Origin of the sequence: Micromonospora sp. NPDC023966 (genome assembly GCF_040639095.1) — a bacterium.
GTDB lineage: Bacteria > Actinomycetota > Actinomycetes > Mycobacteriales > Micromonosporaceae > Micromonospora.
This window is the reverse complement of the sequence record NZ_JBEZZJ010000008.1, coordinates 162048-175803: the sequence shown is the minus strand read 5'-3', so window position 1 is coordinate 175803 and position 13756 is coordinate 162048. Positions and strand designations below refer to the sequence as shown.

Below are 13756 nucleotides of genomic sequence, written 5' to 3'. Positions count from 1 at the left end.
GGTCGCCGCGGGAGGTCTCGCCGGTGGTCTGCCGGTGCGGTCAGCCCTTGAGGCTGCCGGTGGTCAGGCCGGACATGATGTTCCGCTGGAAGATCAGGAAGATGATGACGGTCGGGATCGCGGCGATCACCGAGGCGGCGATCACCACGTTCATGGGCGTGCCGCCCGCGAAGGCGTAGATGCCGACGCTGACCGTCCGGGTCTCGGGCGACGGCATGACCAGCTTCGGCCAGAGGAAGTCCTTCCAGACCGCCGTCACCGCGAAGATCGAGACCACGCCGAGGATGGGGCGCGACATCGGCAGGATGATCGACCAGAGGGTCCGCAGCGGCGTCGCCCCGTCCACCAGGGCCGCCGCCATCAGGTCCTCCGGGATCGAGTCGAAGAACCGCTTCAACAGGAAGATGTTGAACGCGTTCGCGACCAGGGGCAGCCAGATCGCGAACGGCGAGTCGAGCAGGTTGAGGTGCAGGATCGGCAGGTCGATCACGGTCACGTACTGGGGGACGATGAGCACCATCGCCGGGATCATCAGCGTCGCCAGCATCAGGCCGAGGATCACGTTGCCGAGGACCGGCCGGAGCTTCGACAGGGAGTACGCCGCTGCGGTGTCGAGCACGAGCTGGAACAGCACCGCCCCGGTCGCGTAGTAGAACGTGTTGAACAGCAGCTTGGCGAGGTCCAGGTTGTTCCACGCGTCGACGTAGTTCTGCGGCTGGGGATCCTTCGGAAACAGCGACGGCGGGGTCTGCGCGATCTCCTGGCCGGACTTGAGCGCGCCGGTGACCATCCAGTAGAGCGGGCCGATGAAGACGAGCGTGAACACCACCACGACGACGGCGAGCAGCGTCCAGTAGAGCACCCGGCCGCGCCCCCGCTGGAGCTGAGCCTGGGAGATGAGGGTCCGGGTCCCGGAGTCCTGTGCCATTCCTCGTCCGTCCTAGTCCTGTTTCGCGGTCAGCCGCACGTAGACGGCGGAGAAGCCGGCCAGCACCACGAGCATGATCACGCCGAGCGCCGCGGCGCCGTTGAGGTCGTTCTGGAAGAACCCGTGCTGGTAGATGAGGTACGCCACCGAGGTCGCGGAGTCGCCCGTGCCCGCGCCGTTGGCGAGGATCAGCGGCTCGATGAAGAGCTGCATGGTGGCGACGATCTGGATCATCGCCAGGAGCGCGAGGATCAGCCGGGTCTGCGGGATGGTCACGTGCCGGATCCGCCGCCAGATCCCGGCGCCGTCGAGTTCGGCCGCCTCGTAGAGCTCGCCGGGGATGTTCTGCAGCGCCGCCAGGTAGATCAGCACCGCGCTGCCCATGTTCATCCAGGTCGACGCGAGCACCATGGCCGGCATGGTCATCCCGGGCGACTGCATCCACTCGGACGTGGGCAGGTGCAGCGCTGTGAGGATCGCGTTGAACAGTCCCGCCTCGCTGGGGTCGTAGGCGTAGAACTTGAACAGGAAGAGCGCCGAGGCCGGCGGCAGCATCACCGGCAGGTAGACCAGGATCCGCAGGTAGCCCTTGGCGTGGCGGAACTCGTTGAGCAGGATCGCCACGAAGAACGGCACCGCGTAGCCGACGACGAGTGCGAGGGCCGTGAAGTAGAACGTGTTCTGCCAGGCGGTCCAGAAGCTGGGGTCGTCGATGATGCGGGCGTAGTTGTCCCAGCCCACCCAGGTGGTCTCGCCTCGGCGGGTGCGCTGGAAGCTCATCACGACGCCGCGGACCATCGGGTACCAGGAGAAGACCGCGAAGCAGAGGAACGCCCCGATCAGGAACGCGTGCCCGGTGAGGTTGTCCCGTACCTTGCGGCCGAGGCCGGTACGCCGGCGCGGTGACGGGTACGGCGGCTCTGGGCGACCCGGTGGCCTGGTGGTACCCGGGACGGTGGTGATCGCCAAGGCAACTCCTGCGGAAGTCGGTGGCCGGACGGTGCGGGGCGGAGGGTGGGGGCCGGTGCGCCGGCCCCCACCCCGGCTGGTCAGCTGCCGGCGGCCAGCAGCTGGTTGACCTTTTCTTCGGCCGTCTTGAGCAGGGCGTCGATGTTCGCGTTCGGGTTGGTCAGCACCCCGGACATCGCGGCGTCGAGCACCGCGTAGATCGCCTGCGCGTTGCGGGGCTCACCCTTGATCGGGACCGGGTTCGCCTCGAAGAGCGCGAAGTTGGCGGTGTCGACGTTCGCGTTGGCCTTGCGCAGCTCGAGTTCCTGCTTCTGCGCCTCACTCCCGTTGGCGAAGAGCAGCGGCTGGGGCAGACCCACCGGGTAGTTCTGCGGCTTGGACCGCACGTAGTCGAACTGGCCCTTGCCCGGCGTCAACTTCTGGTAAGCGATCCACTTCAGACCGGCCTTGACCTGGTCCGGGGTGAGGCCCTTCTTGAAGAAGTAGCCCTCGCCGCCGCCGAGGGTCGCCTTCGCCGGGCCGTCCTGGCCGGGCAGCGGGCTCATCGCCCAGTCCTGGAACTTGCCCTGGAACTGGCTGACGATCGCCTGAGTGGCGTCCGGGGCGCCGATGAACATGCCGACCTTGCCCGCGCCGGCGTTGGTCAGCAGGTCACCCCACTGGAGCAGCTGGCGGCTGCCCATGCTGTTGTCGCCGTACCGCATGTCCTTGAGGTTCTGCAGGACCTGCTTGCCCATCGGGTTGTTGAAGTCGGCCTTCTTGCCGTCCTCGGTCAGCACCTGACCGCCCTGCGAGTAGAGCAGGGAGGTGAAGTGCCAGCCGCCGGTGTTGCCCGCGCTGTACTCGGAGTAGCCGGCGATGCCGTTGCCCAGCGCGGAGATCTTCTTGGCCGCCTCCCGGACCTCCGCCCAGGTCTTGGGCGGGTTGTTCACGTCGAGGCCGGCCCGCTGGAACAGGACCTTGTTGTAGACCAGGCCCATCGAGTAGTTCTTCACCGGGACGGCGTAGAGCTTGCCGCCGTCGGTGAAGACCCCCTTGAGCGCCGGGTCGACGCTGTCCCAGGTCGGGATCGTGTCCTTGTTGGCGTACTCGGTGATGTCCATGGCCTGACCGGAGTCGAGCACCTGCTGGAGATCGGTCATGTACCCGTAGAACACGTCGGTCACGGTGCCGCCGGCGAGGCGGGCCGTGAAGTCCGGCGGGTTGTTGCACTGCTCGCCGACGCTGACGCTCTTGATGACGATGTTGGGGTTCTGCCGCTGGAACTCGGCTACGTCGTCGTTCCAGTTCTTCAGCAGCTCTTTCTGGGCGCCGACCGGCTGGCAGTCGACGGTGATGGTGACCTTGCCGCTGGCGTCCTTCGCCGCGTCGTCGCTCTTCGTGGAGCAAGCCGCCAGGCTGAGCCCCAGGCCGGCCACGAGCGCTATCGCCGCAGCCTTCCGGTACTGCGGTACGGACATCTGTCCATCCCTTCGGGAACGGGTGTATCCATGGCCTTCGCTGATCTGCGGTGCTCGTCACCGCGGGGATGCCCACTGTCGACCTGCATCCGCCACGCGACCTGCCCCCGATTGGGGCGGGGCCAGGTGTGAGTGGAGTCACTGTAGCGAGGCCGACTGATAGCGGCAAGGTTTCGACTGACTTTTGAAAGGAGACGACTTTGTGACGGCAGATGGCGACGGGTTTCGGGGCGCGCGTCCGGGATCCGGCCTTCGCCCTCTAGGGCCCGGCCCACCGGGCAGCGACGAAACGGCCGCCGACCGCGAGCAGCGGTCGACGGCCGTTCAGTGGCCAGGAAGGCGGTTCCGGGCCGGAGGCGTCAGTAGGCCTCCGGCGGTGTGGTCAGCGGCCGGGGGCGGGCGCGGTGGAACCGCGCACCACCAGTTCCGGCTCGAACAGCAGCTCGTCGTGCAGCACGCCGGCGCCCTCGATCTGGGTGACCAGCAGGTCCACCGCGGCCTGTCCCATCGTCTCGATCGGCTGCCGCACGGTGGTCAACGGCGGGTCGGTGCAGGTCATGAAGGCGGAGTCGTCGAAGCCCACCACGGACACGTCGGTCGGCACCGCTCGGCCGAGCCGCCGCGCGGCCCGGATGGTGCCCAGGGCCAGCACGTCGCTGGCGCAGATGATGCCGGTCACGCCGCGCTCGACCAGCTTCGTCGCCGCGACCCGCGCCCCCTCCATCGAAAAGCTGGAGCGCTCGACGAACCCGGCGTCGTCGGTCCAGCCCGCGGCCTGGACCATGGCGTCCCGCTTGCGCCGGGACGGCACGTGTCCCTCCGGCCCGAGCACCATGCCGATCCGCTCGTGTCCCAGCGAACGCAGGTGCCCGTACGCCTGCTCCACCGCCACCGCGTCGTCGGTGGAGACCCGGGGGAAGCCCAACTCGTCGACGCCGGCGTTGACCAGCACCACGGGCAGGCCCCGGTCGGTCAGCCGGCGGTAGTGCTCGTGCGTGGCGTCGGCAAGGGCGTACGACCCACCCGCGAAGATCACGCCGGAGACCTGGTGGTCGAGGAGCATCTCGACGTAGTCCGACTCGGACACCCCACCGATCGTGCGGGCACAGAGCGCGGGGGTGAAGCCGCGCTGGGCGAGGGAGCCGGTCACCACCTCGGCCAGCGCCGGGAAGATCGGGTTCTGCAGCTCGGGCAGGACCAGGCCGACCAGCCGGGCCCGCTCACCGCGCAGCTTGGTCGGCCGTTCGTAGCCGAGCACGTCGAGCGCGGTCAGCACCGCCGTCCGGGTCGCCTCGGACACTCCCCCACGCCCGTTGAGCACCCGGCTCACGGTCGCCTCGCTGACGCCCGCCTTGCGGGCCACCTCCGTCAACCGCTTCGTCACGGCGGCAATCGTACGTCAGGTTCTTGCAAGAAATGAACAAGGCCCTGACGGTCGTCGACCTGGCTTCGGCCCCGGGTATCCCAGACGGAGTGCCCGTGACCGCGATCCACGTCTCGCAAGATTCGAACAAACAGGCGCTTGAATATCGACAAGCCCCAGGAATAACATGAGGCACCCTTCGGCGGGCGCGCCCCCTCCGCGCCGACGCCACCACCGTCTCCCCCGTCCCCCGTGAAAGTGGGTAGTCCGATGCAGCGGAGCGTGGAAGGCGCGGCGGGCCGACGCCCGGCCGTGCCGATCGCCAGGATCCTCGCGGCGGCGGCCACCGCCGTCGCGCTGGCCGTACCAACCGGGAGCGCCGCCCTGGCAGCCGGCCCCACCGGCCCGGCCCCGGTGGTCACCCGCGCCGGGCTCGACCCGGCGCTGGTCGCCGGCCGGGGCGCCACCGTGGACTTCGTCGAGCAGGAGGCCGAAAACGCGCGGACCAACGGCACGCACATCGGCCCGGACCGGGCCGCCTACACGCTCGCCGGCGAGGCGTCCGGGCGGCGGGCGGTCCGCCTCTCCCCCGGCCAGTACGTCGAGTTCACCCTCCCGACGGCGGCCAACGCGCTCACCGTCCGGTACAGCATCCCCGACGCGCCCGGCGGTGGCGGGATCACCGCGCCGCTGCGCGTCACCGTGGGCCGCGGCCCGACCCGCACCATGACGCTGACCTCGCAGTACGCCTGGCTCTACAACCAGTACCCGTTCACCAACGACCCCGACGCCGACCTGCTCCACCCCGGCTGGTGGATCACCGAGTGCTCCTGCGTGCCGGCGGCCACCACCCCCACCCCCACGCCCACCATCACCAAGCCGTTCCGCCCGCACCACTTCTACGACGAGCAGCGGCTGCTGCTGGGCCGAACCCACCGGGCCGGTGAAGTGGTGCGGCTGACCGCGCCGACCGGCACGGCCGCGGCGTGGACCGTGATCGACCTGTTGGACTCACACCTCGTCGCTCCGCCCCGGGTGCTGCCCCACGCCGTGAACGTGCTGGCGTTCGGCGCCGACCCGACCGGCCGGCGGGACTCCGCCGACGCCTTCGACCGGGCGGTCGCCTACGCCCGCCGGGTGGACCGCACGCTGTACCTGCCGCCAGGGACGTACCAGGTGAACCGGCACATCATCGTCGACGACGTGACCATCGCGGGCGCCGGCAGCTGGTACACCGTCGTCAAGGGCCGCGAGGTCGCCCTGGACACCCCGTCCCCCGACGGCTCGGTGCACACCGGCGTCGGCTTCTACGGCCGCGACGCCGCCGACGGCGGCAGCAGCGACGTCCACCTCTCCGGCTTCGCCATCGAGGGCGACGTCCGCGAACGCATCGACACCGACCAGGTCAACGCCATCGGCGGGGCGCTCAACCACTCCACCGTCGACCGTCTCTACCTGCACCACACCAAGGTCGGCCTGTGGTTCGACGGCCCAATGACGGACCTGCGGGTCACCAACACGGTCATCGCCGACCAGATCGCCGACGGGCTCAACTTCCACACCGGCGTCACCCACTCCTCGATCTCGCACAGCTTCATCCGCAACACCGGCGACGACGCGCTGGCCATGTGGTCGGAGCGGACCGGCAACGCGGACAACACCTTCGACCACAACACGGTGCAGTCCCCGGTCCTCGCCAACGGCATCGCCCTCTACGGGGGCACCGACCTCACCGTCTCGCACAACCTGATCGCGGACCCGGTCCGCGAGGGCAGCGCCATCCAGGTCGGCTCCCGGTTCGGCGCCGAGCCGTTCACCGGCCAGCTCCGGATCACCGGCAACACCACGGTCCGGGCCGGCACCTACGAGCTGAACTGGAACATCGGCCTCGGTGCGATCTGGTTCTACGCACTGGACCGCAGCATCGACGCCGACATCCAGGTGGTCGGCGACAGCTACCTCGACAACACCTACAACGCGATCATGCTGGTCAGCGACTGGCCGGTGAAGGACCAATACTCGATCAGCAACGTGCACTTCCGCGACATCCGGGTCGACGGCACCGGCACCTCGGTGGTGAGCGCCCGGGCCGCCGGCTCCGCGTCCTTCGCCAACGTGGACGCCCGCAACGTCGGCGCCGTCGGGGTGAACAACTGCGGCTCGTTCCACTTCACCCCGGCCGGGTCGGAGTTCAGCCTCACCGACCTGGGCGGCAACGACGGCGGTTGGCTCGCCCTCTGGCTGCTGCCGAACACCATCACCTGCAACGACCGCCCGCCGGTGGTGCCGCCACCGGCCCCGACGCCCTGGTGACCTGATCCCTTTCGGAGCGGCCCGGCGGGTGACCACCCGCCGGGCCGCTTCCATGTGGCTCAGCCGTCCCCTCCGCCGAGGGAGGCCGTCGACGATGCACGACCGCTTCGGGGTACGCCCGCCGCCTGAGCCCGTCCCTGGCGTCAGTCGCTGCGTACGGTGGCGCGAGGGCGTCGATGGCAAACCGGGTGAGGTCAGGAACCTGGTTCTCACCGACGATGACGCCCCGCAGGTTTCCGAGGTCTGCCTTCAGTCGTGGCAGACCCCTGGTCGGCGCTGACGGGATGGCAGGCGTCCAGTTCCAGGCCGGTTAGGTCGCAGGAGCGCAGGGCGATGCCCGGGAGGCGGCAGGTGGACCAGGTGGGGATGCTGTCGTAGTCAGAGCGACAGCCGTCGAACGGGACGTCCTTGAGGCGGACGTCGGTAAGTCGGGTGCCGGCGGACCGTGAGCCGGTAATCGCGCACCTTCGACGTTGATGCCGGTCAAGGTGGCACCCGAGAGCAACCTCGCCGCTGGGAGCCACGCCGACGAGTCCCATTCCCGCCGATATCCGCCCCATGCGAAGCACGGCGGTAACTCAGTGGCGGATAGAACGGACAGATAGGAGAATCTTCGCGTGATCAACCGCGACGAGATCGACGCGACGGGCAAACTCCTCGGTGTCCACACCTCCGACGTGCAGCGTGACTACCTGTACGGGTGGCTGCTGGCCGGTCTGTACGCCGACAACCAGCTGATGCGCAACCGGCTGGTTCTCAAAGGCGGCAACGCATTCCGCAAGGGGTACTTCGTCAACACCAGGTTCTCGGGAGACCTGGACTTCGCCGCTCCCACCGGCCTGCACCCCACCCAGCTTCTTGACGCATTGAACGGCGCCTGCCGGATGATCCAGGCACGGACCGGGGTCGAGTTCGACCTCGACCGGAACGCTCAGACCGATCAGCGCAGCATCGACAAGGGCAAGACCGTACACAAGTTCACGCTGTACTTTAAGGACTTTTACGGCAAGGCCAGCAAGATGACTATCGCGCTACGCATGGACGTCACCGAGTTCGGCCAGCTCTATCTGCCGATTCAACAGCGGAAGCTCATCCACCCCTACTCCGACCAGGCGGACTGCGCGGCCAGCCTCGAGGTGGTCAGCCTGGAGGAGGCCCTAGCCGACAAGCTCAAATGTCTGCTGCAGCGCCACATGTCCAACGACCTGTTCGACCTCGTCTACTCAATCTTTGTCAACAACGACATCGCGGTGGACAGGACGAGGATCGTGACAACCTTCCTACGCAAGACGATCTTCGAGCAGAGCCCACAGGCCGCCCTTGGACTCCTGCTCGCCGTGCCGTTCGAGGTAATGCGCGGCTATTGGAGCAAGATCGTCTGCGTCTCGGAGAGCCGGATGGACTTCGCCCTCGCGGTGGACCGATTCAAAGGCGAACTCCGCTCGCTGTTCTCATCCTTCCAGTATGGCGACGCCAACCAGCTTGCTTTCTTCCCAGCCGAGCTGCGCACGCCGATCATGCATGCCGGGCGCTCGCAAACACTGCTGCGCATAACTTACGACGGAGTACAGCGGCTGGTCGAGCCGTACTCGCTGACGTTCAAGTGGCGCAAGGGCGGGACGGGACAGGAATACCTCTACGTCTGGGACCAGACCGGCGGTCGCTCATCGGGTCCCGGCATAAAGAGCCTTCTTAACTGGAAGATCACATCCCTGGAGAACACCGACATCAAGTTCGAGCCGCGCTTCGAGATCGAACTGGCGAAGGCCGGAGAGTATGGCGAACGGACCACGTTCTCCCGCTCCCGCCACTCCAGCGTTCTGCGCTCGACCAGAGCACGCCCTCGTCCAGACGCCCGCTATCGGGTGCGCTGCGCATACTGCCAGCGGGAGTTCGACCGGACCAGCCCATCCACGGTAATGCGCCCTCACCGGGACAACTATGGAAACCCATGCCCAGGGCGGCAGGGCTACCGCGTTTGACCTGGGGCGTGGACCCGAAGCCGGATTGCGCGTCGTCCACGGCTGCAGCGCGTCGTCCTGGGGTCGGCAGAACGGTCCAACCGCCCCCGAGCACCATTGGGCACCCGACCGCGGGCACGAAAGGCTCCGGTCAGGCGTAACGGCAGGCCAGGGCCTTGATCGTTGGTGCGCTGCTAGGGACTCGAATCCCAAGCCCGGGGATAAGGCTCAGCTGGTGAGCCAGCGGTGGATGCAGGTGAGCAGGTCCTCCGCGTCCACGGGCTTGGTGACGTAGTCGCTGGCGCCCGAGGAGATGCTCTTCTCCCGGTCCCCGCGCATCGCCTTCGCGGTCACCGCGATGATCGGCAGGTCCGCGTAGCGGGGCATGGCGCGGATCGCGGCGGTGGCCGCGTATCCGTCCATCTCGGGCATCATCACGTCCATCAGCACCAGGTCGATGTCGTCGTGCCGCATCAGCGTCTCGAGGGCCTTGCGGCCGTTCTCCGCGTAGACCACATCCATGCCGTGCAGTTCGAGGATGTTGGTCAGGGCGAAGACGTTGCGGGCGTCGTCGTCCACCACGAGCACCTTGCGGCCGGACAGTTCCCGGACGACCGGGTCGCTGACCGGGCTGAGGTCGGCGCCCGGCGCCGGGAAGGACGGCACCCGCTCCGGCGTGTCCGCCGTCAGGTGCAGCACGATCCGCTCCCGCAGCTCGTCGAGGCTGCCGAGGATCTCCAGCGGGCGGTCCGCCGCCATCCCCTGGAGCAGGGTGTCCTGCCCGCCGGCGAGTGGCTTCCCGTGGTACGCCAGCACCGGCAGGCCGCGCAGGCCGGGGTGCTCGTGCAGCGCCTTGAGCAGCGCCGTGCCATGCTCGTCCGCCGGGTCGAGCTGCACCACGAGCAGGTGGTGGCGGTGCCGGGCGAGCGTGTCGACGGCCGACTCGACGTCGACCGCGGTGGACACCTCGACCGGGCCGCCGGTCCCCGCGGCCACCCCGCGGGCCAGCAGGGTGAGCAGTCCCTTCTCGTGCGCTTCGAGCACCAGCACCCGTCGCTGCTGCTGCTCCACCCAGCGCTGGGCCTCCGACTCGACGGGTGCCGCCGTTGCCGTGGCCGGGAAGGCGACGCCGGTGTCCGGCAGTGACGGGGCGGCCGTGGCGGGCAGGTAGAGGGTGAAGGTGCTGCCCTGGCCGAGGACGCTCTGCGCGGTGATCTGCCCGCCGAGCAGCCGGGCGATCTCCCGGCTGATGGACAGGCCCAGGCCGGTGCCGCCGTACCGCCGGCTGGTGGTGCCGTCGGCCTGCTGGAACGCGTCGAAGATGGCGCTCAGGTGCTGTTCGGCGATGCCGATGCCGGTGTCGACGACCCGGAACGCGATGACCGTCTCCGCCGGCGGCATCCCGGCCGGCAGCTCGTCCGGGCGGGCCCGCTCGATGCGCAGCTGCACCCGGCCCTTCTCGGTGAACTTGACCGCGTTGGAGACCAGGTTGCGCAGCACCTGCCGCAGCCGCTGCTCGTCGGTGTGCAGCCGGGCCGGCACGTCCGGGCCGGTGATCAGGTTCAGCTCCAGTCCGCGCGGCGTGGTGAGCGGGCGGAAGGTGGCGTCGACGTAGTCGCGCAGCGTAGACAGCTCGAACGTCTCCGGGTTGATGTCCATCTTGCCGGCCTCGACCTTGGACAGGTCGAGGATGTCGTTGATGAGCTGGAGCAGGTCGGCGCCGGCCGAGTGGATGACGGTGGCGTACTCGACCTGCTTGGGGGTGAGGTTGCGGTTGGGGTTCTGGGCCAGCAGCTGGGCGAGGATGAGCAGCGAGTTCAGCGGCGTACGTAGCTCGTGGCTCATGTTGGCCAGGAACTCCGACTTGTACTTCGAGGCGAGCGCGAGCTGCTGGGCCCGCGCCTCCAGCTCCTGGCGGGCCTGCTCGATCTCGGAGTTCTTCGTCTCGATGTCGTGGTTCTGCCGGGCCAGCAGGGCGGCCTTCTCCTCCAGCTCGGCGTTGGAGCTCTGGAGCTCCTCGGAGCGGGCCTGCAGTTCCTCGGAGCGGGCCTGGAGCTCGGCGGCCAGCCGCTGCGACTCGGTGAGCAGCACGTCGGTGCGGGCGTTGGCGACGATGGTGTTGACGTTGACGCCGATGGTCTCGGTGAGCTGCTCCAGGAAGTCGCGCTGGACCTCGGTGAACCGGCCCATGCTGGCCAGCTCGATGACGCCGAGCACCTGGTCCTCGAAGAGGATGGGCAGCACCACCAGGTGCAGCGGCACGGCGGCGCCCAGGCTCGACGAGACGGTGACGTAGTCGGCCGGCACGGCGTCCACCACGATGGCCCGCTTGCTCAGCGCGGCCTGCCCGACGAGCGAGTCGCCGAGGGCGTAGCGGCGGCGGGTGGCGTCGTGGCCGTAGCCGCCGACCACCCGCAGGCCCCGGCGGTCGGCGGCCTCGTCGACCAGCAGGAACGTGCCGAGCTGCGCGGAGACCAGCGGGGCCAGCTCGTTCATCACCAGGCCGGCGACCACCTCCAGGTCCCGGTGGCCCTGCATGAGGCCGGAGATGCGGGCCAGGTTGGTCTTGAGCCAGTCCTGTTCCTGGTTGGTCCGGGTGGTCTCGCGCAGCGACTCCACCATGGAGTTGATGTTGTCCTTGAGCTCGGCGACCTCACCGGAGGCGTCGACCGTGATCGAGCGGGTCAGGTCCCCGGTGGCGACCGCGCTGGTCACCTCGGCGATGGCCCGCACCTGCCGGGTCAGGTTCCCGGCCAGCTCGTTGACGTTCTCGGTGAGCCGCTTCCAGGTGCCGGAGACGCCCTCCACCTCGGCCTGGCCGCCGAGGCGGCCCTCGCTGCCGACCTCGCGGGCCACCCGGGTGACCTCGGCCGCGAAGCTGGAGAGCTGGTCGACCATCGTGTTGATGGTGGTCTTGAGTTCCAGGATCTCGCCGCGGGCGTCCACGTCGATCTTCTTGGTGAGGTCGCCCTGGGCCACCGCGGTCGTCACCTGGGCGATGTTGCGCACCTGGCCGGTGAGGTTGTTCGCCATCGAGTTGACGTTGTCGGTCAGGTCCTTCCAGGTGCCGGCCACGTTCGGCACCCGCGCCTGACCGCCCAGCTGCCCCTCGGTGCCGACCTCGCGGGCCACCCGGGTCACCTCGTCGGCGAACGCGCTGAGCGTGCCGACCATCGTGTTGATGGTCTGGGCGAGCACCGCGACCTCGCCCTTCGCCTCGACGGTGATCTGCCGGCTCAGGTCGCCCTGGGCGACCGCGGTGGCGACCAGCGCGATGGAGCGCACCTGGTTGGTCAGGTTGTTCGCCATCTCGTTGACGTTGTCGGTCAGGTCCTTCCAGGTGCCGGCCACGTTGGAGACCCGGGCCTGACCGCCGAGCCGGCCCTCGGTGCCCACCTCGCGGGCCACCCGCGTCACCTCGTCGGCGAACGCGGAGAGCTGGTCGACCATCGTGTTAATGGTCTCCTTCAGAGCGAGGATCTCGCCCCGGGCGTCCACCCGGATCTTCTGCGTCAGGTCGCCCTTGGCGACCGCGGTGGTGACCTCCGCGATGCTGCGGACCTGGGCGGTGAGGTTGTCCGCCATGACGTTCACCGACTCGGTGAGGTCCTTCCAGGTGCCCGATACGCCCTTGACGTCGGCCTGGCCGCCGAGGCGGCCCTCCGTGCCGACCTCGCGGGCCACCCGGGTCACCTCGTCGGCGAACGAGGAGAGCTGGTCCACCATCGTGTTGATGGTGTTCTTCAGTTCCAGGATCTCGCCGTGCGCGGTGACGGTGATCTTCTGCGACAGGTCGCCTCGGGCCACCGCGGTGGCCACCTGGGCGATGCTGCGTACCTGGTCGGTGAGGTTGACCGCCATCGAGTTCACCGAGTCGGTCAGGTCGCGCCAGGTGCCGGCGACGCCGCTGACCTGGGCCTGGCCGCCGAGCCGGCCGTCGGTGCCGACCTCCCGGGCCACCCGGGTCACCTCGTCGGCGAACGAGGAGAGCTGGTCCACCATCGTGTTGATGGTGCTCTTGAGCTCCAGGATCTCGCCGCGGGCGTCGACGGTGATCTTCTGCGACAGGTCGCCGCGGGCCACGGCGGTGGTGACCTGGGCGATGTTGCGGACCTGGCTGGTCAGGTTGCCGGCCATGAAGTTCACCGAGTCGGTCAGGTCGCGCCAGGTGCCGGCGACGCCGGGCACCTCGGCCTGACCGCCCAGCCGGCCCTCGCTGCCGACCTCCCGCGCCACCCGGGTCACCTCGTCGGCGAACGAGGAGAGCTGATCCACCATCGTGTTGATGGTGACCTTCAGCTCCAGGATCTCGCCGCGCACGTCGACGGTGATCTTCTGCGACAGGTCGCCCCGGGCCACCGCCGTGGCCACCTCGGCGATGTCGCGTACCTGGTCGGTCAGGTTGCCGGCCATCGCGTTCACCGAGTCGGTCAGGTCCTTCCAGGTGCCCGACACGCCGGGCACGTCGGCCTGGCCGCCGAGCTGCCCCTCGGTGCCGACCTCCCGGGCGACCCGGGTGACCTCGGAGGTGAACAGGGAGAGCTGGTCGACCATGCCGTTGAACACGGTGGCGATCTCGCCGAGCAGTCCGTCGGCGTCCTCCGGAAGCCGGGTGCCGAAGTCGCCGTCCCGGACCGCGGTGAGGCCGGCCAACAGCTGGCGGAGGCCCGGATCCGACACCGGCGCGCCGGCCGCCGGGGTCGTTTCACGCCGCCGCGGGATCGTCTGGTCGACCACCACTACCGCCTCTGTGCCAGCCGAA

General features: G+C 68.9%; 7 protein-coding genes and 1 pseudogene. 2 read left to right on the top strand and 6 right to left on the bottom strand.

The window, feature by feature from the left end:
- Nucleotides 1–40 precede the first annotated feature (40 nt).
- The 4 genes from AB0F68_RS14415 to AB0F68_RS14400 all read right to left on the bottom strand — a co-directional run bounded on the left by AB0F68_RS14415 (nt 41) and on the right by AB0F68_RS14400 (nt 4741).
- Nucleotides 41–928, bottom strand: coding sequence for a carbohydrate ABC transporter permease (locus AB0F68_RS14415; protein WP_355665506.1), 888 nt, complete (start codon nt 926–928; stop codon nt 41–43).
- A 12-nt stretch (nt 929–940) separates the two neighbouring features.
- On the bottom strand, nt 941–1897 hold the full coding sequence (locus AB0F68_RS14410; RefSeq protein WP_357336908.1) for a sugar ABC transporter permease: 957 nt from the start codon (nt 1895–1897) through the stop codon (nt 941–943).
- 80 nt (nt 1898–1977) lie between these two features.
- On the bottom strand, nt 1978–3357 hold the full coding sequence (locus AB0F68_RS14405) for a sugar ABC transporter substrate-binding protein (RefSeq protein WP_357336906.1): 1380 nt from the start codon (nt 3355–3357) through the stop codon (nt 1978–1980).
- 382 nt (nt 3358–3739) lie between these two features.
- Nucleotides 3740–4741, bottom strand: coding sequence for a LacI family DNA-binding transcriptional regulator (locus AB0F68_RS14400; RefSeq protein ID WP_357336896.1), 1002 nt, complete (start codon nt 4739–4741; stop codon nt 3740–3742).
- Nucleotides 4742–4990: 249 nt separating this feature from the next.
- On the opposite strand from AB0F68_RS14400, the gene AB0F68_RS14395 reads away from it, so the two are divergent.
- Nucleotides 4991–7033: a glycosyl hydrolase family 28-related protein gene (locus AB0F68_RS14395; protein ID WP_357336892.1), complete on the top strand. Its 2043-nt coding sequence runs from the start codon at nt 4991–4993 to the stop codon at nt 7031–7033.
- Between the two features lie 143 nt (nt 7034–7176).
- Here AB0F68_RS14395 and AB0F68_RS14390 read toward each other — a convergent pair.
- Nucleotides 7177–7532 (bottom strand): annotated as a pseudogene (locus tag AB0F68_RS14390) (pentapeptide repeat-containing protein); the annotation flags it as partial.
- Nucleotides 7533–7650: 118 nt separating this feature from the next.
- On the opposite strand from AB0F68_RS14390, the gene AB0F68_RS14385 reads away from it, so the two are divergent.
- Nucleotides 7651–9015: a nucleotidyl transferase AbiEii/AbiGii toxin family protein gene (locus tag AB0F68_RS14385; protein ID WP_357336890.1), complete on the top strand. Its 1365-nt coding sequence runs from the start codon at nt 7651–7653 to the stop codon at nt 9013–9015.
- A 207-nt stretch (nt 9016–9222) separates the two neighbouring features.
- Here AB0F68_RS14385 and AB0F68_RS14380 read toward each other — a convergent pair whose 3' ends face one another.
- Nucleotides 9223–13731: a HAMP domain-containing protein gene (locus AB0F68_RS14380; RefSeq protein ID WP_357336888.1), complete on the bottom strand. Its 4509-nt coding sequence runs from the start codon at nt 13729–13731 to the stop codon at nt 9223–9225.
- Between the last annotated feature and the right edge of the window lie 25 nt (nt 13732–13756).

What these genes read in the sequence shown, in the direction of transcription:
- AB0F68_RS14415 (WP_355665506.1), bottom strand. Translation starts at nt 928, where the DNA reads ATGGCACAGGACTCCGGGACCCGGACCCTCATCTCCCAGGCTCAGCTC.
- AB0F68_RS14405 (WP_357336906.1), bottom strand. Translation starts at nt 3,357, where the DNA reads ATGTCCGTACCGCAGTACCGGAAGGCTGCGGCGATAGCGCTCGTGGCC.
- AB0F68_RS14395 (WP_357336892.1), top strand. Translation starts at nt 4,991, where the DNA reads ATGCAGCGGAGCGTGGAAGGCGCGGCGGGCCGACGCCCGGCCGTGCCG.